The 18,398-nt window shown below is 76.3% G+C and carries 17 protein-coding genes; 13 read left to right on the top strand and 4 right to left on the bottom strand.

Going from position 1 to position 18,398, the window contains the following annotated elements; genetic code table 11:
- Nucleotides 1–55 precede the first annotated feature (55 nt).
- The 11 genes from ACI79V_RS05940 (at nt 56) to ACI79V_RS05890 (ending at nt 12,598) form a co-directional block, all read left to right on the top strand.
- Nucleotides 56–337, top strand: a complete 282-nt coding sequence (locus ACI79V_RS05940) for an SHOCT domain-containing protein (RefSeq protein WP_456877704.1) — start codon at nt 56–58, stop codon at nt 335–337.
- 60 nt (nt 338–397) lie between these two features.
- On the top strand, nt 398–913 hold the full coding sequence (locus tag ACI79V_RS05935) for a DUF1269 domain-containing protein (RefSeq protein WP_456877703.1): 516 nt from the start codon (nt 398–400) through the stop codon (nt 911–913).
- 203 nt (nt 914–1,116) lie between these two features.
- The gene (locus ACI79V_RS05930; protein ID WP_456887497.1) at nt 1,117–1,488 is read left to right on the top strand and encodes a DUF7144 family membrane protein; all 372 of its coding nucleotides are present in this window, start codon (nt 1,117–1,119) and stop codon (nt 1,486–1,488) included.
- A gap of 26 nt (nt 1,489–1,514) precedes the next feature.
- Nucleotides 1,515–1,688, top strand: coding sequence for a hypothetical protein (locus tag ACI79V_RS05925; protein WP_456887496.1), 174 nt, complete (start codon nt 1,515–1,517; stop codon nt 1,686–1,688).
- Between the two features lie 135 nt (nt 1,689–1,823).
- Nucleotides 1,824–5,312: a pyruvate carboxylase gene (locus ACI79V_RS05920; RefSeq protein WP_456887495.1), complete on the top strand. Its 3,489-nt coding sequence runs from the start codon at nt 1,824–1,826 to the stop codon at nt 5,310–5,312.
- Nucleotides 5,313–5,322: 10 nt separating this feature from the next.
- Entirely contained in the window at nt 5,323–6,297 is a 975-nt protein-coding gene (locus ACI79V_RS05915) for a 2-hydroxyacid dehydrogenase (protein WP_456887494.1), read from the top strand.
- 186 nt (nt 6,298–6,483) lie between these two features.
- On the top strand, nt 6,484–7,017 hold the full coding sequence (locus ACI79V_RS05910) for a universal stress protein (RefSeq protein WP_456887493.1): 534 nt from the start codon (nt 6,484–6,486) through the stop codon (nt 7,015–7,017).
- Nucleotides 7,018–7,240: 223 nt separating this feature from the next.
- Complete coding sequence (locus ACI79V_RS05905) at nt 7,241–8,035, top strand: helix-turn-helix transcriptional regulator (protein WP_456887492.1); 795 nt, start codon at nt 7,241–7,243, stop codon at nt 8,033–8,035.
- A gap of 260 nt (nt 8,036–8,295) precedes the next feature.
- Nucleotides 8,296–9,150: an NmrA family NAD(P)-binding protein gene (locus tag ACI79V_RS05900; RefSeq protein WP_456887491.1), complete on the top strand. Its 855-nt coding sequence runs from the start codon at nt 8,296–8,298 to the stop codon at nt 9,148–9,150.
- On the top strand, nt 9,147–11,900 hold the full coding sequence (locus ACI79V_RS05895) for a cation-translocating P-type ATPase (RefSeq protein ID WP_456887490.1): 2,754 nt from the start codon (nt 9,147–9,149) through the stop codon (nt 11,898–11,900). The genes ACI79V_RS05900 and ACI79V_RS05895 overlap by 4 nt, the downstream gene beginning before the upstream one ends.
- On the top strand, nt 11,897–12,598 hold the full coding sequence (locus tag ACI79V_RS05890) for a universal stress protein (RefSeq protein WP_456887489.1): 702 nt from the start codon (nt 11,897–11,899) through the stop codon (nt 12,596–12,598). The genes ACI79V_RS05895 and ACI79V_RS05890 overlap by 4 nt, the downstream gene beginning before the upstream one ends.
- Nucleotides 12,599–12,626: 28 nt before the next feature.
- Here the strand turns inward: ACI79V_RS05890 and ACI79V_RS05885 are convergent, their stop codons facing one another.
- On the bottom strand, nt 12,627–13,355 hold the full coding sequence (locus ACI79V_RS05885) for an enoyl-CoA hydratase/isomerase family protein (RefSeq protein WP_456887488.1): 729 nt from the start codon (nt 13,353–13,355) through the stop codon (nt 12,627–12,629).
- Nucleotides 13,356–13,481: 126 nt separating this feature from the next.
- On the opposite strand from ACI79V_RS05885, the gene ACI79V_RS05880 reads away from it, so the two are divergent.
- On the top strand, nt 13,482–13,652 hold the full coding sequence (locus ACI79V_RS05880) for a hypothetical protein (protein WP_456887487.1): 171 nt from the start codon (nt 13,482–13,484) through the stop codon (nt 13,650–13,652).
- A gap of 31 nt (nt 13,653–13,683) precedes the next feature.
- Here the strand turns inward: ACI79V_RS05880 and merB are convergent, their stop codons facing one another.
- Entirely contained in the window at nt 13,684–14,343 is a 660-nt protein-coding gene (gene merB / locus ACI79V_RS05875; protein ID WP_456887486.1) for an organomercurial lyase, read from the bottom strand.
- Between the two features lie 262 nt (nt 14,344–14,605).
- Here merB and ACI79V_RS05870 point away from each other — a divergent pair, with 262 nt between their 5' ends.
- Nucleotides 14,606–16,174, top strand: a complete 1,569-nt coding sequence (locus ACI79V_RS05870; protein WP_456887485.1) for a PP2C family protein-serine/threonine phosphatase — start codon at nt 14,606–14,608, stop codon at nt 16,172–16,174.
- Between the two features lie 78 nt (nt 16,175–16,252).
- On the opposite strand, the gene ACI79V_RS05865 is transcribed toward ACI79V_RS05870, so the two are convergent.
- The gene (locus ACI79V_RS05865) at nt 16,253–16,879 is read right to left on the bottom strand and encodes an antibiotic biosynthesis monooxygenase (RefSeq protein WP_456876845.1); all 627 of its coding nucleotides are present in this window, start codon (nt 16,877–16,879) and stop codon (nt 16,253–16,255) included.
- 88 nt (nt 16,880–16,967) lie between these two features.
- The gene (locus tag ACI79V_RS05860; RefSeq protein WP_456887484.1) at nt 16,968–18,386 is read right to left on the bottom strand and encodes an MFS transporter; all 1,419 of its coding nucleotides are present in this window, start codon (nt 18,384–18,386) and stop codon (nt 16,968–16,970) included.
- Nucleotides 18,387–18,398 lie beyond the last annotated feature (12 nt).

Below are 18,398 nucleotides of genomic sequence, written 5' to 3'. Positions count from 1 at the left end.
TCCCCGCGGCGCCGGTCGCCGGACGGGCGCCGCCCCCCACCACAGAGGAGTCCTCATGCCCGGACTGCTGCGCGGGATGGCCCGCACCGCCGTCGTCGCCGGGACGGCCACCGCGGTGTCCAACCGCGTCTCCCGCCGCCAGGCCAACCGCTGGGCCCAGCAGGGCGCCGCCTACGCCCCCGAGCCGCAGGCCGCCGCGCCGGCCCCGCAGGCCCCGCCCGGCACCGACACGAACACCAAGCTCGCGCAGCTGCGCCAGCTGGCCGAGCTCAGGGACTCCGGCGTGCTCGACGAGGCCGAGTTCGAGCTCCAGAAGAGCCAGATCCTCAACTCCTGACCCCCGTCCGCGGACTCCGGACCGACCGGTTCCGGCCGAGCACACCCCGAGGAGAGACCGATGGCCACCATGACCGTCTGGAAGTTCCCCACCGCGAACGGCGCGGCGATGGCCGAGGAGACGCTCAAGGAGCTCCAGCGCAAGGAGCTGATCCGGATCCACGACGCCGCGATCGTCACCTATCCCGAGGGGGCGAAGAAGCCGAAGACGCGCCAGCTGGCCAACCTGGCCGGTGCCGGGGCCCTGGGCGGTGCCTTCTGGGGGATGCTGTTCGGCCTGATCTTCTTCATCCCGTTGCTGGGCATGGCGATCGGCGCCGGGATGGGGGCGCTGGCCGGGAGCATGTCCGACGTCGGGATCGACGACGCCTTCATCAAGCGGATGCGCGACGAGATCCAGCCCGGGACCTCGGCGCTGTTCGTCCTCTCGTCCAACGCGGTCGTGGACAAGGTGCGGGACGCCTTCGAGGGCCAGCAGATGGTCCTGGTCGAGACCAACCTCAGCCACGAGCAGGAGGACCGGCTCCGCGAGGTCTTCTCCGAGGAGGAGGAGCGCACCGCCGCGCCGAGCAGCTGACCGCTCCCGGCTCCGGGGTGCCCGGGCCGTGCGACTCCGGCCCGGGCACCCCGGTCGCCCTCGCGAGGGTGGGGCAGGAACGGCCGGCGTCCCGACGATGGGCGCATGACCACCAGCTCTCCTCCGGTCACCGGACGGACACCGGCACCTCCGGCACACCGCCGGCCCCGGTCGGCACCCGCACCAGCCCCGCCTGGGTCGGCGTGGTCCGGTTCGCCGGCGCGATGGCGATGGCCAGCGGCGCGGCCAACGTCATCGACCGCCTCATCGCCGTCCACGACGACGAGCACCACGCCGTGACGGGCAACGGGCAGCTGCTCGTCTGGGACTCCACCGTCTGGAGCTGGGTGCACCTCCTCGGTCTGGGCCTGTTCGCCCTCGGCGTCCTGCTGGTCACGCGGCCGACGCCGGCGGTCCGGGTGACCACGGCCGTCCTGGCCGGGATCGACCTCGTCGCCCAGCTCGCCCACCTGAGCGTGTACCCCGTGTACTCGATCGCCGTCGCCGCGCTCGACGTGCTCGTGATCTACGGGCTGCTGGTGCACGGCCAGGACATCGAGGAGTCCCTGTCCTGAGCCCGTGACCGCAGGAGGAGGGGACCGTGGCCTGGCTGGCGATCACCGCGCTCGGCCTGGTCCTCGAGGTCGCGCTCGTGATCGCCCTCGGGCGGGCCGTCACGGGACGGGAGGAGCAGGCCGCGCCACCGGCGGCCCCCCGGGCGTGGTCACCTCCCGCGGGTGAGGACGAGGGGGTGGCGTCGGCACCTCCGCGCTGACCCCGAGGCCCGTCCCCCGGGCCACCGCCTCCGCCGCCTGACGGCGCTCTGTCGGCTGCTTCCGCGCACCGCCGGCTCGATCGCGCCCGCAGAGTCCGGGACGAGCCGGCACAGCGGGTGGCAGGCGCCTCGGGCGTGCCCGTCACCGGGGCGACCTGCGACGTCGACGAGGGCTCGCACATCCGCCGACCACCGGCCAGGCTCGGACCACCGGCGGCCGTGCCGCCACCAGCGCTCGCGGAGGTCGAGATGTTCGCCAAGGTCCTCGTCGCCAACCGGGGCGAGATCGCCGTCCGGGCGTTCCGCGCCGCCTACGAGCTGGGCATCGGCACGGTCGCGGTCTTCCCCTGGGAGGACCGCAACTCGGTGCACCGGCTCAAGGCCGACGAGAGCTACCAGATCGGCGAGGAGGGGCACCCGGTCCGGGCCTACCTCGACGTCGACGGCGTCGTCGCCGCGGCGCGGCGGGCCGGCGCCGACGCGGTCTACCCCGGGTACGGCTTCCTGTCGGAGAACCCGGAGCTGGCCGAGGCGTGCGCGAACGCGGGGATCACCTTCGTCGGCCCGCCGGCGTCGGTGCTGGAGCTGACCGGCAACAAGGCCCGTGCGATCGCCGCGGCGCGGGAGGCCGGGCTGCCGGTGCTGGCCTCCACCGAGCCCTCCGACGACGTCGACGCGCTGGTGGCCGCGGCCGCGGAACTGCCGTTCCCGGTGTTCGTCAAGGCGGTGGCCGGCGGCGGCGGGCGCGGCATGCGGCGGGTGGCCGACCCGGCCGAGCTGCCCGCCGCGGTGCAGGCGGCGATGCGGGAGGCGGAGTCGGCGTTCGGCGACCCGACGGTGTTCCTCGAGCAGGCGGTGGTCGACCCGCGGCACATCGAGGTGCAGGTGCTCGCCGACGGCGCCGGGGGAGTGGTGCACCTGTTCGAGCGGGACTGCTCGGTGCAGCGCCGCCACCAGAAGGTGGTCGAGCTGGCCCCGGCGCCGGACCTGGACCCGGAGCTGCGGGAGCGGATCTGCGCCGACGCGGTCGCCTTCGCCCGGGCGATCGGCTACGTCAACGCCGGCACGGTGGAGTTCCTGCTCGACGGCGGGGGCCGGCACGTGTTCATCGAGATGAACCCGCGGATCCAGGTCGAGCACACCGTCACCGAGGAGGTGACCGACGTCGACCTGGTGCAGTCCCAGCTGCGGATCGCGGCGGGGGAGACCCTCGTCGACCTCGGCCTGGGCCAGGAGACGATCCGGCTGCGCGGGGCGGCGCTGCAGTGCCGGATCACCACCGAGGACCCCGCCAACGGCTTCCGCCCCGACACCGGCCGGATCACCACCTACCGCTCCCCGGGCGGCGCCGGCATCCGGCTCGACGGCGGCGCGTCGCTCGGCGCGGAGGTGGCGGCCCACTTCGACTCGATGCTGGTCAAGCTGACCTGCCGCGGGCGGGACTTCGGCACCGCGGTGGCCCGGGCCCGCCGCGCCGTGGCGGAGTTCCGCATCCGCGGGGTGGCCACCAACATCCCGTTCCTGGCCGCGCTGCTCGACGACCCCGACTTCGCCGCCGGCCGGGTGACGACGTCGTTCATCGAGCAGCGGCCGCACCTGCTCACCGCCCGCACCTCGGCCGACCGCGGCACCAAGCTGCTGACCTATCTCGCCGACGTCACGGTCAACCAGCCCCACGGCGAGCGGCCGCACCTGGTCGACCCGGTGACCAAGCTGCCGCGGGTGGACCTGCGCACCGCGCCGCCGGACGGCTCCCGGCAGCGCCTGCGGCAGCTCGGACCGGAGGGCTTCGCCGCCGACCTGCGGAGGCAGACCGCGGTGGCGGTCACCGACACCACCTTCCGCGACGCGCACCAGTCGCTGCTGGCCACCCGGGTGCGCACCAAGGACCTGCTCGCCGTGGCGCCGGTCGTGGCCCGCACCGCCCCGCAGCTGCTCAGCCTGGAGTGCTGGGGCGGGGCCACCTACGACGTCGCGCTGCGGTTCCTGCACGAGGACCCGTGGGAGCGGCTGGCCGCGTTGCGCGAGGCGGTGCCCAACGTGTGCCTGCAGATGCTGCTGCGCGGCCGCAACACCGTCGGCTACACGCCCTACCCCGAGGCGGTCACCCACGCCTTCGTCCGCGAGGCCGCCGCCACCGGCATCGACGTGTTCCGGGTCTTCGACGCGCTCAACGACGTGTCCCAGATGCGCCCGGCGATCGACGCCGTCCGCGAGACCGGCACCGCGGTGGCCGAGGTCGCGCTGTGCTACACCGGCGACCTCTCCGACCCCGGCGAGACGCTGTACACCCTGGACTACCACCTGCGGCTGGCCGAGCAGATCGTCGACGCCGGCGCCCACGTGCTGGCCATCAAGGACATGGCCGGGCTGCTGCGCCCACCGGCCGCGGCGGCCCTGGTCACCGCCCTGCGCGAGCGCTTCGACCTGCCGGTGCACCTGCACACCCACGACACCGCCGGCGGGCAGCTGGCCACGCTCCTCGCCGCGTGGCAGGCCGGCGTCGACGCCGTGGACGGCGCGGTCGCCTCGATGGCCGGGACCACCAGCCAGCCACCGCTGTCGGCGATCGTCGCGGCCACCGACGCCACCGACCGGGCCACCGGTCTCTCGCTCGCCGCGGTGAACGACCTGGAGCCCTACTGGGAGGCCGTGCGGCGGGTCTACGCGCCGTTCGAGTCCGGCCTGCCCTCGCCCACCGGCCGGGTGTACACCCACGAGATCCCCGGCGGGCAGCTGTCCAACCTGCGCCAGCAGGCGATCGCGCTGGGCCTGGGGCAGCGGTTCGAGGAGGTCGAGGACGCCTACGCCGCCGCCGACCGGCTGCTGGGCCGGCTGGTGAAGGTCACGCCGAGTTCGAAGGTGGTCGGCGACCTGGCCCTGCAGCTGGTCGGCTCCGGCGTCGCGGTCGACGACTTCGGCTCCGACCCCGGCAAGTACGACCTGCCCGACTCGGTGATCGGCTTCCTGCGCGGCGAGCTCGGCGACCCGCCCGGTGGCTGGCCCGAGCCGTTCCGCACCCGCGCGCTGGAGGGCCGCCGGCCCGCCGAGCCGCCGGCCGACCTGTCCGACGACGACGCCCGCGCGCTGGCCGGGCAGCCGCGGCAGGCGCTCAACCGGCTGCTGTTCCCCGCACCCACCCGTGAGTACGAGGCCCACCGCGAGCAGTACGGCGACGTGTCGGTGCTGCCGACCAAGGAGTTCCTCTACGGCCTGCGGCCCGGCGACGAGCACGCCGTCGACCTCGAGCCCGGCGTCACCCTGCTCATGGGTGTCGAGGCCGTCTCCGACGCCGACGAGCGCGGCGTGCGCACCGTGGTGTGCACGCTCAACGGGCAGCTGCGCCCGGTGAGCGTGCGCGACCGGTCGGTCGACGCCCAGGTCAGGGCCGCCGAGAAGGCCGACCGCTCGGTGCCCGGCCAGGTCGCCGCGCCGTTCGCCGGGGTGGTCACGCTGTCGGTGGCCGAGGGCGACCGCGTCGAGGCCGGGGCGCCGCTGGCGACCATCGAGGCGATGAAGATGGAGGCCGCCATCACCGCCCCCGTCACCGGCACCGTGGAGCGGCTGGCGATCGGCGCCGTCTCGCAGGTCGAGGGCGGGGACCTGCTCCTCGTCCTGCGCTGAGGCGGGCCCGGTGAAGCGGCTCCTGGTCACCCAGCGGCTCTTCGACGACACCGTCCCGGCGGCCTTCCGCGGGAGCTCGGTCGAGGTCGTCGTGCGCGACGCCCGGGAGCCGCTGCCCCCCGGCGAGCTCGCGGCCCACCTCCGCGGCCACCACGGGGTCCTGTGCCTGCTGACCGACCGGCTGGACGGGCCGGTGCTCGAGGCGAACCCGCAGCTCGAGGTCGTGTCCACCGTGTCCGTCGGCTACGACAACGTCGACGTCGCCGTCGCCCGCCGGCTCGGGATCACCGTCACCCACACCCCGGACGTGCTGACCGAGACGACGGCCGACCTCACCCTCGCGCTGGTGCTGGCGGTGGCCCGGCGGCTCCCCGAGGCCGACGCCCACGTCCGGTCCGGCGGCTGGCGGGCCTGGGAGCTGTCCCCGCCGGTGATGGGCGTGGACCTGTACGGGAAGACGCTCGGGCTGCTCGGGATGGGCAGGATCGGGTCGGCCGTCGCCCGCCGGGCCGCGCGCGGGTTCGGCATGCGGGTCCTCTACACGACGCGGACCCCGCTGCCGCCGGAGGAGGAGCACCGGCTCGGGGCCACCCGGGTGGACCTGGACACGCTCGTGCGCTCCTCCGACGTGCTCAGCCTGCACGCCCCGCTCACGCCGGAGACCCGCCACGTGGTGGGCCGGGACCAGCTGGCGGCCATGCGGCCGTCGGCGATCCTGGTCAACACCGCCCGGGGGCCGCTGGTGGACGAGGCGGCGCTGGCCGACGCGCTGGCCGCCGGCGCGATCTGGGGCGCGGGGCTCGACGTCTTCGAGGACGAGCCGCGGGTGCACCCGCGGCTGCTGGCGCTGCGGGAGCGCGTCGTCCTCGCCCCGCACGTCGGCAGCGCCACGATCGAGACCCGCCGGCGGATGGCCGACACCGCCGCGCGCGACGCCCGGGCCGTGCTGGAGGGCCGGGCGCCGGCCCACCCGGTGCCCGGCTGAGAGCCGTCCACCGCCCGCGGCGGGACCCCTGGATCCCGGGGTCCGGGAACTCCACCTTCGGGCCATGGGCGCCGGGGCCGGCCGCCGAGACCCTGGTCGCACGGGCAGGCACCGTCGCGGTCCGGCACGGACCCGCGCTCGGACGGACGCCACCCGCGAGCGGACGGACGTCACGAGGAGCCGGTGATGGCAGGGGTACAGCCTCTCGAGCAGTCGACCCGGGACGTCGTCGAGCACGTCCTGCCCGACGGCGGCGTGGTGGTCGGCGACGACGGCAGCGCGGTCTCGGCCGCAGCGGTGCGGTGGGCCGCCGAGGACGCCGCCCGCCGCGGGACGGCCCTGCACGTGGTCCGGTGCTGGGGGCTGACCACGGCGCCGCGCCCGGACTCGTGGGAGCCGGGCTACGTCCCCCCGCTCACCGACTGGGAGGAGGCGGTGCGGCGGGAGACGGTGCGGCTGCGTGCCCCTGCCCTCGCCGGTGTGGCGGGCCTGGACGTGCACTGGCAGCCGGTGCACGGGCCCGCCGAGCGGGTGCTGACGGCCGCGTCGGCCGGGGCGGACCTGCTCGTCGTCGGCACCCGGGGACGCGGCGAGCTGCGGGAGCTGCTGCTGGGCTCGGTCGCCGGCGCCGTCCTGCACGCCGCCCACTGCCCGGTCGTGGTCGTGCGTGCCGCCCCCGGCCGGGGGCGGCACCTCACGGTCCCGGGGACCTCACGGTGACCGCTCCGCCGACGTCGACCCCGCCCCCCGAGGGTGCCCCACGGTGGTCGCCTCCCCGGTGAGCGCCGGTCATGCGCGCCCGCTATGGGCGGGCGCATTGGACCCCCGCGCCACCCGGCCGGTTGACTGACGGGTGGCCGGGGTCTGCGGCACCGTCCGGTGCCGGGCAGCCCCCGACCTGGCCGGCGCGAGCACGGGTCCCGGCCGAGGAGGACCGCAACCGGTGGAGCGCACACTGACCGCCGCGGGAACCGGCACCGGGCCGCTCGGGGACGAGTACGACCTCCTCGAGGTGGCCGACTACCGCAGGCTGCACCGGCTGCTGGACGACGTCGCCTCCGCCGGTGCGCGCGTCGACGTGCGCGAGCAGGTGCTCGAGGGGCTGGCCCGCCACTTCGGGTGGCGGCACACCACCTTCTTCACCGGACCGTCGCTGCGGACGACCTTCCACGACCGCGCGCCGGTGCTCCGCGGCCGGGCGGTCGGCATGGGCACGCCCTTCCTGGAGCACTACTGGCCCTACGACGTGTTCAACCTGCCCCGCAACCGGGTCCTCGTCCGGGACCGTGGTGCGGCCTCGCTCGACGAGCTGGACCTCCGCCACGGCGAGGTCGTCGACTACTACCTGGACCGTTTCCTGCGCGCCCACCGGGTGCGCAGCGAGGTGCTGATGGGCCTCCGGCTCGACGGCGCGGAGGCGATCATCGGGGTCCTCGACGCCCGCGACCACGCCTACGACCGCCACGACGTCGCGCTCTCCCGCGTGCTCGCGCGGCAGCTGGCGCGCGTGCTGGTCCTCCCCAGCGGGCCGGCCGACCCGCTGGCCGGCCTGTCCGCGCGCGAGCGCGAGGTCGCCCGCCTGGTCGGCGAGGGGCTGACCAACGCCGAGGTCGCCGCCGCGCTGTTCGTCTCGGTGGACACCGTGAAGAAGCACCTGACCAGCGTCTTCGGCAAGACCGGCTGCCGCAGCCGGGCGGAGCTGGTGCGCCTGCTCGCCACGGTGCCGGCCGCTCGGTAGCCGACCCCCCGGCAGCGCCGGCGCCGGGGGGATCGCGGATCCCGCCCGCCTCTTCCACCTTGGTGGCATTCCCGCCCCCGACGGTGGGGCGAACGCTCGAGGGCGCAGCACCCCATCCCGTTCCCGCTCCCGAGGACGAGCGTCATGACGATCAGCCCCGAGGCCACCGCCGTGCCCGTCGCACCCGGCACGCGCGTCGTCGACCGCCGCAGACGTGACCCCGACCCGGCCGGTCCGGGCCTCCTCGAGGAGGCGGACCGATGACCGGGAGCGACGCGCGCCCGGTGACCGTCGTCCTGGGTGCCACCGGACACGTCGGTCGGGGAGTCGTCACCGCCCTGCTGCGCTCCGGTCACCACGTCGTCGCGGTCACCCACGACCGCGCCCGGCCGACGGCGCCGGCGTGGGGCGCGGCCGGCGGCGGGACGGTGACCACGGTCGCCGGCAGCCTGGAGGACGAGGCCCGTGCGGACGCGCTGTTCCGGTCGGTGCAGGCGGCCACCGGCGGCACTGACGGCGGCACCGACGGCGGCACCGACGGCGGCACCGACGGCGGCATCGACAACGTGGTGGCCGCCCTGCCCGGGTGGTACTGGGGCCGGCGCCTCCTGGAGACCCCGGTGGACGAGCTGGAGGAGGCCGTCGGCCGCATCGTGCGGCTGCACGTCGTCGCCGCGCGGACGTTCCTGCCCCGCCTGCCGGGCCCGGGCGGCCAGTACCTGCTGGTCAACAGCCCGGCCGCCACCACGACCGTGCCGGAGCTCGGCGCGATGAGCATCGCGGCGGCCGCCGAGCTGATGCTGGGACGGGCGCTGGGGGTCGAGCAGCCCTCGGGCGGCGCCCGGGTCACCGTCCTGCAGGTCACCACGCCCGTGCTGACCACCGACGCCCCGGGCTCGGACCTGTCCATGCGCACGGCCGAGGAGATCGGCGAGCAGGTGGCGTGGCTGCTGGCCCAGCCGTCCCGCCGGGGACCGGTGGTGCGGTGGCCCTACGCGGAGGCCCGCCCGTACGACACCGCCGAGCACCTGGTCACGGCCCTGTCCTGGGCCGCCGAGGCGCGGGACGAGCGACACGCGTGGGCCGGGCACCGGCCGGCGGAGGCCCTCCGGTGACCGCGGCGCCGGGACTGCTCCCGCCGGGCGGGGAGGTCCTCGACCGGCCCTGGGCGCGGGCGTCCGGCGAGGTGCTGGCCGCGCTGGGCTCGCCGGCGGGCACCGGGCTGACCGCCGACGAGGCGGGTACCCGGCTGCGCCGCGACGGGCCCAACTGGCTGCCCGAGCCGGTGCGGCCGGGGCCGGTGCGCCGCTTCCTGGCCCAGGTGTCCGATCCGCTGGTCCTGGTCCTGCTCGCGGCGGCCGGCCTGGCGCTGGTCGCCGGCGACCCGGTCGACGCCGCCGTCATCGTGGTGGTGGTCCTGGCCAACGCGGTGGTCGGGTTCGTGCAGGAGGGGCGGGCCGAGCAGGCGCTGTCGGCGCTGGCCGACCTGGTGCAGCCCGAGGCGACCGTCGTGCGCGACGGCGCGGCGCACCGGGTGCCGGCCGCCGACGTCGTCGTCGGGGACCTCGTGGAGCTGGTCGCCGGCGACCGGGTACCGGCCGACCTCCGCCTGCTCCGGACCGACGCGCTGGCCCTCGACGAGTCCGCGCTCACCGGCGAGCCCGAAGCCGCCCGCAAGGGGGCCGCTGTGGCGGACGCCGACGCGCCCCTGGCCGAGCGCTCCAGTGCGGCCTACGCCGGCACGCTGGTCGTCGCCGGGACCGGCCGCGGCGTGGTGGTGGCGACCGGCGGCCGGACCGAGCTCGGGGCGATCGCCCGCCTGACCGAGTCCGCGGACCGCCTGGACACCCCGCTGATGGCGGCGGTCAACGGGTTCGGACGCCGGCTCACCGGGATCGTGGTCGCCGTCGCCGCGGTCACCGCGGGGGTGGGGTTCCTCCGGGGTCACGGTCCGGGGACCTCGATCGTCGACGCCGCCGCCGTCGCCGTCGCCGCGATCCCCGAGGGACTGCCGGCCGCGCTGACGGTGACGATGGCGATCGGCGTCGCCCGGATGGCCCGGCGGGGCGCGGTGACCCGCAGGCTGCCGACGGTCGAGACGCTGGGCAGTACGACGGTGATCTGCACGGACAAGACCGGGACCCTCACCCAGAACCGCATGACCGTCCGCCGGGTGGTCACCGCCCTCGGCCGTGCCGAGGTCACCGGCCCCGGGGACGCGCCCACCGGGGAGGTGGTCGCCGGGTCCGCCGAGGCACTGGCGGCGACCCGGGACACGCTCGAGGCCGCCGTCCTGGCCTCCGACGCCCACCTGGTGCCGACCGGCGAGGGCTGGGAGACGGTGGGGGACCCCACCGAGACCGCCCTGCTCGTGGCCGCCGCCAAGGCCGGCACCGACCCCGCGGCGCTGCGCGCCGCCCGGCCCCGCACGGCGGTCGTCCCCTTCGACAGCGCGCTCGGCTGGATGGCCGTCCGGTACGCGGCCGGCGACGGTGGCGACGTCGTCGTCGTGAAGGGCGGCCTGGACCGGTTGCTGCACCGGACCCGGGCGGCCGGAGCGGGAGCCGAGGAGTGGGTACGGCAGGCCGAGAGGCTCTCGGCCGAGGGCATGCGGGTGCTCGCGGTCGCCCGGGGGCGCCTGCCGGCCCGGCAGGGCCTCGGCGAGGAGGACGTCCGGGACCTGGAACTGCTCGGGCTGGTCGCCTCGGAGGACCCGCCGCACCCGGCGGTGCCCGCGGCGGTCGCGGCCTGCCAGGACGCCGGGATCGCCGTCGCGGTGATCACCGGCGACCACGCCGTGACCGCCACTGCGATCGCCCGGCAGGTCGGGATCCGCGCGCCCGGCGGCGGTCCGCTCCGGGCCCTGAGCGGCGCCGACCTGGACCGCCTCGACGACGGCGGGCTGGACCGGGCGGTCGCGGACACGTCCGTCTTCGCCCGGGTGACCCCGGAGCAGAAGCTGCGCCTGGTCCGGGCGCTGCAACGTCGTGGCGAGGTCGTCGCGATGACCGGTGACGGGGTCAACGACGCCCCGGCCCTGCGCCAGGCCGACATCGGGGTGGCCATGGGACGCGGGGGCACCGAGGCCGCCAAGCAGGCCGCCGACCTGGTCCTCACCGACGACGACTTCACCACCATCGAGGCCGCCGTCGAGGAGGGCCGAGGTGTCTTCGACAACGTCGTCAAGTTCCTCGTCTTCGCCCTGCCGACCAACGTCGGGCAGGCCCTGGTGGTCGTCGCGGCCGTCCTCGCCGGCGTCACCCTGCCGCTGACCGCGGTCCAGATCCTGTGGGTCAACCTGGTGACCGCGGTCGGACTGGGGCTGGTCCTCGCCGTGGAGCCCGAGGAGCCGGGGATCATGGCCCGCCCACCCCGGCGACCGGGCTCGCCCGTCCTCGACCGGCGCATGGCCCTCCGCGTTCTCGTCGTCGGGCTGCTGCTCACCGCCGTCGCGTTCGCCGCCTTCGGTGCCGCCGCCGCGGTCGGCGACGACGACGCCCGGGCCCGCACCGCCGCCATGAACGCCTTCGTCCTCGTCGAGGTCGCCTACCTCTTCACCTGCCGGTCGCTGCACGCACCGCTGCCACGTGCGGCCTGGTCGGCCAACCGCTGGCTGCTCGTCGGCGTCGCCGCCGTGCTCGCGCTGCAACTGCTCGTCAGCGCGGCCCCCGGGGTCACCGACCTGCTCGGCACCGCCTGGCCGACCGCGCCGGCCTGGGCCGTCGTGGCCGGTGTCGCCGCGGCCGGATCGGTGGCCGTGTGGGGTGCGGCGGCACTCACCCGACGGCGCCCGGACGCGGGGACGTCCACCGGCCGGCCCGAGCGGTCGGCCGTCCCCGCCACGGAGGGAGGAGACCTGCGATGACGAGCACCGGTACCGCGGTGGCGGTCGCCGTCTGGATCCTGACCGGCGCGCTCACCGGATGGCGCATGGCCCGGCACGGGCACGACCCGGCATGGCTCCTGGTCACCCTGGGCCTCGGTCCGCTGGCCGTGCCCATCGCCCTGGAGGTCCTCGCCCGGGACCGCCGCCGGGACGACGCCCGACCGCCGCGCTCGGGGCGCCCGGGCCGCGCCGGCGGACCCGTCGTGCTGGTCGGGGTGGACGGCTCGCCGGAGTCGACCGCCGCCGTGGACGCGGCCTCCCGGCTGGTGCCGGCCGGTGGCCGGCTGCTGCTCGCGGAGGTCCTGCCCCACGAGGCACTGTCCCGGCCGGCGGGCGACCAGGTCACCGCCGCGGGTCGGCGCCTCCTGGCCGCGGCCTCGCGGGTGACCGGCGCACCCGTCGAGGTGGAGGTGCTCGCCGGGGTCCCGCCCGAGGCGCTGCGCCGCCTGGCCCGGCGGCGGGCCGTCGACGTGCTGGTCGTCGGCGCGCGCGGACGGGACCTGTCGACGCGGCTGCTGGGGAGCGTGACCGACGCCCTCGTCCGGGACGCGCCGGCCCCCGTCCTCGTCGTGCCGCGGAGCGATCGGCCAGGCGATCGGCCAGGCGATCGGCCCGACGCCGACCGGAGCACCGCCGCGGAGGTCCGGGTGGTCGGTTCCGGTCCGCGGCCCGGGTGAGGCCGCGCCGCCGGGCTCTGCCGGTGTCCTAGCGGCGGGCCAGCGCCGCGAGCGCGGCGTCGATCCGCTGCCGGGTGTCGTCGGAGGTCCACCCGGCGACGACGGCCGTGTCGCCCGCGGTGGTCGCCGCGATCGCCGCGTCGGCGGGGCGGTGGAGGGCTGTCTTGGTCAGCCGGTAGGACTCCGGTGACCGGGCGGCCAGCTCGGCGGCCAGCGCGAGCGCCCGCGGCAGCAGCTCGCCGGGCGCGGTGATCTCGTCGACCATCCCCAGGGCCAGCGCCTGCTCCGGGTCGACGGCCTGCGCGCCGAGCAGCACCCGGCCGGCGCGGGGCCCGAGCGCGTGCCGGGCGATCTCCAGCGCGGCGGCCGGGAAGGGGACGCCGACCGCCAGCTCGGTCAGCCCCATCCGCCCGCCCGACACCAGCCGCAGGTCGCAGGCGAGGGCCAGCACGCAGCCGCCGGCGATGGCGTGCCCGTTGACCGCGGCGACCGTGGGTCGCGGGTGGTCGAACACGGCGCGGAACGTGCGCGAGAGCGCCGTCAGCAGCTCCTCGGTGTAGGGACGGCCGCCGTCGAGGATCCGGCGCAGGTCCACCCCGGCGGAGAACGAGGAGCCGGTGCCGGTGACCACCAGCGCCCGGTCGGACCCGGTGACGGCCGCGGTGAGGGCGTCCAGCAGCTCCACGTCCAGGGCGCCGACCCGGCCGTGCTCGATGCGCAGGACGGTGACGTCGCCGCGGTCCTCGGTGACCAGCACCCGGCCATCATCCCGGCATCCGGGGCGGCGCGGCGGGTCGGGCGGCCCGCGTCGGTCATCCCCGCCGGTCGGCGAGAGCCCCGGGCGCCCGGTCCGGGGGCACACTGCGGTCAGGAGGTGGTCGTCGTGACCGAGCCGGGGCCCCGCGTCGGGCGGTACGCCGCCGACGTCGACTACACGACCCTGCCGGAGCCCGTCCCGCTCGAGCGGACGGTCGCCGAGCACCCGGACGCCGGCGTCGCACCCCCCGCCGGCGGCGGGGACGGTGCCGTCGGCGGCGACGACGGCGGGGACTGACCCCGCTCGGACGCCGCCCGCCGGCGTGGGGTCACAGCCCCCAGAAGGAGCCGGCCAGTCCCACGCTCCGCAGGTACTCGGCCGAGGTCGCCGGGTCCCGGCGCCGGTAGCCGCGGTCGAGGCGCCCGTCGTACCAGTGCGCGGCCAGCCGCCACAGCGTGGCGAGGTCCATCGTGTAGCCGCGGGGCTCCCCGGTCCGCGCCAGCCAGGTGTCCACGCAGCCCGGTGAGCAGAACAGCCGCTGGTGGGAGCACGTGTGGACGACGTCGTCCCAGATGCGGGCGGCCGGGACGAGGAAGTGGGCCACCTGGTCCCCGTCCGGGGGCGCGTCCCGGCCGACGTCCCAGGCGTGCGCCCGCGAGCAGCCCGGGCAGCGGGTGGACACGAGGACCGGCGCCTGGTCGGGCAGCAGGTGCGGCAGCGCGAAGGAGTCCCACGCGCAGCCGCCCCACCACAGGGTGCGGCTCCCCATCACGGCGAACCCGAGCGGGACGGCCGCGAAGGGATGGGCCATGACCACCCGGTCCCCGTCGTCGAGGACGAGGTGCCGGGCCGCGGCCAACCGCCGGAGGCCGGCCCGCACGTCCTCCGGCGCGACGGCCAGCTCCTCCGCCAGCCGGTCGGGACCGGGTGCCGCGCCGGTGTCGGCGAACGAGCGGTACACCAGCAGTCTCAGGTCCTCGTCGTCCACGGCGCCAGTGTGGCCGCCCGCCCGCCCGTCGCGGGGTCTCGGGCCGCTCGCCTCCGCGGCCGGGGGAGCGGCGAGCCGGTGTCCCCGGCCGCCGCGGCTGACTAGCATCCCCCACTGTCGCGGTCCAGGGACGGGACGCGGTCGGCCACGTCGATCCCGTGCGGAGCGCCCTCGAGCAGTCGGTGGCGTGCGTGTTGAGGGAGGCCCGCATGCCCCAGCCCGCCCGCACGCGCCGCGTCGGCGTCGTCCTGCCGGCACCCCCGTGACCGCCGGGACGCCGCGCCGGGTCGCCGGCCTCGTCGCCGTCGTGGTCCTCGCGGTCACGGCGGTGCTCGCGGTGCTGGCCGGCCAGGTCAACGCCCGCGCCGAGCGGGACCTCCTCGAGCGGGAGGTCGCCCAGGCCGGCACGGTGCTGACCACCCAGGTCGCGGTGCTGACCACCCGGCTGGCCGACGCCGGGCAGGTCGCCACCGCCACCGGCGGCGATCCCGGCGCGTTCGAGCGGTTCGCTGCCGCCCGCGTCTCCGGCGCGGACCTGGTGTCGCTGTCGCTGTGGCGCGCCCCCGGCGGCGGAGGGGCCGAGCGGCTGGCGGTGCAGGGAGCCGAGCCGGCCGGTCCCGGCGGGGACGGGTTCGCCGCGTTCCTCGCCGGCGCCCCCGCCGACGGGACGCTGGCGGTGCGGGGCATCCTGCCCGGTGACCCGGACCGGCTCGGGTACGCGCTGCGCCCGGCGGGGGACACCGCCGGCCTGGTGGTCTACGCCGAGTCGGTCCTGCCACCGGACCGGCGCGTCGAGGTGCCGCCCGACGAGGCCTTCGGCGGCCTGGACTTCGCCGTCCACCTCGGGCGCGGCACCAATGCCGACCAGCTGCTGTACTCCACCGGGCCGGTGCCGATCCGCGGCGAGACCGCCCGGAGCACGGTGGCGTTCGGGGACACCGCGATCACCGTCGTCGGCGCCTCCCCGGGGAGCCTGACCGGCGCGCTCTCCTCCGCGCTGCCGTGGATCGTGACCGGCGTCGGCGTCGCGCTCGCCGCCGCGGCGGCCCGGACCGCCGCGGCGGTCCTGCGGCGCCGCGGCGAGGCGGAGCGGCTGGCGGCCGAGAACGAGCGGCTCTACCGCCAGCAGCGCGGCATCGCGAGCACCCTGCAGCACGCGCTGCTGCCCGAGGTCCCGGTCCTGGAGGGGCTGGAGGTCGCCGCCCGCTACGAGGCCCGCGGTGACGAGCTCGAGGTCGGCGGGGACTGGTACGACGTCGTCGCCCGCGGGCCCGGCTGCTGCGTGTTCGTCGTCGGCGACATCTCCGGCAGCGGGCTGCCGGCGGCCACCACGATGGCCGAGCTGCGGTTCGCGGTCCGCGCCTACCTGGCCCAGGGCGACGACGTCACCGTGGTGCTGGCCAGGCTGCGGCGGCTGCTCGACGTCAGCACCGACCACCGCTTCGCCACTCTGCTCCTCGGCGAGCTCGACACCGCCACCGGACGGCTGCGACTGGCCTGCGCCGGGCACTTCCCGCCCGTGCTGGTCACCGGGGGCGGGGCCTGCTCCCTGGCGGTGCCCGTCACCCCGCCGGTCGGCGTGGACGCCCCGGCGCCGGCCCCGGTCACCGAGGTCCGGGTGCCGGCCACCGGCACGCTGCTCGCCTTCACCGACGGGCTCGTCGAGCGCCGCGGCGAGGTCATCGACACCGGCCTGGACCGGCTGCGGGCCGCCGCCGCGGGCCTCGACGGGCAGCCGCTGCCGGAGGCGCTCGACGACCTGATGCGGACGCTCACCGCCGACGGCGGAGGGGACGACACCGTGCTGCTGGGCATGCGCTGGAGCAGGTGACCGGCGGGCGCAGCGGCGTCCCCCTCCGCCCGCCGGTGCCATCCCGGGGATCCCGAGCGGCCCCTGACCGGGCCGGCCTCAGACGGTCTCGGGTACCCGGAGGTGGGCCAGGACGAGGTCCATCTCGGCGACGTCGAGGATGTCGATGCCCATGATCGCGACGCCCTCCTCGCGCAGCATGCGGGCCTGTTCCCGGGACTCCTCGAGGTGGGCGCGGCCGTCGAAGACCACGGTGCCGACGGCGTGACCGGTCTCCCGGTCGATCATCATGCTGAGGCTGCAGAAGCCGGGCGTCTCCTGGATCCGCGGCATCAGGCTGGTGCGGTACATGTCCAGCAGCTGGTCGGCCCTGGCCGGGTCGCCGTGGCTCCAGGTGATCCGGGCGCACGCGCCGTCCCCGGCGGTGTGCGCGCGGTGGAGGACGGCGATCTCCCACTCGCGCACCTCGAGGTCCTCACCCGCGCCGAAGCGGTCCACCAGGTGCCGGCGCATCGGGGCGACGCGCTCGGCGCTGGCGTCCATCGCCTGCCGGTCCTCCCAGGCCGACGTCGCGATGCACCGGCCGGTCTCGCGATCGCACAGCATCGACAGGCCGACGCAGCCGTCCATGTCCTGCACGGCCGGCCAGACCTCGTCGCGCATGTAGGCGATGGCGTCGTCGAGCGATCCGGGGTTGCCGCGGATGGTGGTGGATCGGGCGTACATGCCGCCCTCCTCTCGGACGGCGGCGACGCCCCTGCGGCATCGCCGCGCGCCCGAGCCTCCTCCTCGGCAGCGCTCCGGACAACGGTCCTCAGGCCGACGGCGGAGGGCTCCGGCGTGGCGTGTGGGGGAGGAGGAAGGCGGCCAGCCACCCGACGACGGCGAACCCGCCGACCACCACGATCGCGGTGAGGAACGGGGGGTTGCCCCCGGCGGTCGCCCCCACGAGCACCGACCCGGCGATCGCGACACCGAGCGAGGACCCGAGGTTGGAGACGCTGCGCGAAACGCCGGAGATGTCGCCCTGCACCGACTCCGGCCAGGCCGACTGCACCACGTTCACCGACGCGGTGAGCATCGCCCCCACCCCGAAGCCCATGAGGAACAGCCCGGGCCAGAAGGTCCAGACCGCGGAGTCCTGGCGGACCAGCGCCAGCAGCAGCGCCAGGCCGACGACGGTGAGCGTGAAGCCGGCCCGGATCAGCAGTCGCTGCGGGTGCCGGCTGGCCATCCGCTGCGCGGCGCCGGCGGACAGCAGGATGCCGATCGTGGCCGGCAGCAGCATCAGTCCGGTCTGGACGGCCGAGTAGCCCCGCTCTTGCTGCAGGAACACCGAGATGACGAAGAACGCCCCCTGCATGACCAGCCACTGCACGGTCTGGGTGGTCAGCCCGAGGTTGGAGGTGCGGTTGCGGAACAGCGAGGGCGAGACCAGCGGCGTCCGGCCGTGCCGCTCTCGGGTCTGCGTGTAGAGGAAGAAGACGGCCAGGAACAGGCCGCCGAGGGCGACCAGGATCCACACCCGGGACGAGGTCCAGCCCTGGGTGCCCGTCTGCAGGATCCCGAAGACGACGAAGAACAGACCGGCGGCGGACAGCACGGCGCCGAGCAGGTCGAACCGCGGGCGCTGCGCCGGCAGCGGCGGGTCGTCGATCCGGCGGGCGAGCAGCACGATCGCGCCCACGACCGCGGCCTGCAGGACGAACGACGCCCGCCAGCTCACGTAGCTGGTGATCAGGCCACCGATCAGCGGCCCGGCGGCCGCGCCCAGCCCCGCGGCGCCGCTGACCACGCCGAACCACTTGGCGCGCGTCTTCACGTCGTCGAACACGACGGTGATGAGGATGTAGATCGGCGGGATGAGCAGCGCCGACCCGATCCCCTCCAGCAGGGAGTAGCCGACGGTCAGCACGGCCAGCCCCGGCGCGAGGGCGGCCAGCAGGGCGCCGGCGCCGTACACCAGCAGGCCGAGGACGAAGCAGCGCTTGCGGCCCCAGATGTCGGTGAGCTTGCTGCCGGGGATCATCAGCGCCGCCATCGTCAGCGTGAACAGCGTGATGGTGGTCTGGATCCCCGCGACGTCGGTGTCGAGGTCGTCGGCGATCGTGCTGATCGCCACGTTCATGTTCGACGCGGCGTAGCTGGCGATGAACTGCGCGAGGGCGAGCGGCAGGACGATCACGCCTGCCGTCGCCGTGGCCGCGCCGGCGCGGGCGCCGGTCCTGGTCATCCGTGTCCTCCG

The organism is Geodermatophilus sp. SYSU D00700 (genome assembly GCF_054050255.1).
The sequence above is the reverse complement of the archived record's forward strand: the minus strand, read 5'-3'. Positions and strand labels throughout refer to the sequence as shown.

What these genes read in the sequence shown, in the direction of transcription:
- ACI79V_RS05935 (WP_456877703.1), top strand. Translation starts at nt 398, where the DNA reads ATGGCCACCATGACCGTCTGGAAGTTCCCCACCGCGAACGGCGCGGCG.
- ACI79V_RS05900 (WP_456887491.1), top strand. Translation starts at nt 8,296, where the DNA reads ATGACCGGGAGCGACGCGCGCCCGGTGACCGTCGTCCTGGGTGCCACC.
- ACI79V_RS05910 (WP_456887493.1), top strand. Translation starts at nt 6,484, where the DNA reads ATGGCAGGGGTACAGCCTCTCGAGCAGTCGACCCGGGACGTCGTCGAG.
- ACI79V_RS05940 (WP_456877704.1), top strand. Translation starts at nt 56, where the DNA reads ATGCCCGGACTGCTGCGCGGGATGGCCCGCACCGCCGTCGTCGCCGGG.
- ACI79V_RS05890 (WP_456887489.1), top strand. Translation starts at nt 11,897, where the DNA reads ATGACGAGCACCGGTACCGCGGTGGCGGTCGCCGTCTGGATCCTGACC.
- ACI79V_RS05865 (WP_456876845.1), bottom strand. Translation starts at nt 16,879, where the DNA reads ATGTACGCCCGATCCACCACCATCCGCGGCAACCCCGGATCGCTCGAC.
- ACI79V_RS05860 (WP_456887484.1), bottom strand. Translation starts at nt 18,386, where the DNA reads ATGACCAGGACCGGCGCCCGCGCCGGCGCGGCCACGGCGACGGCAGGC.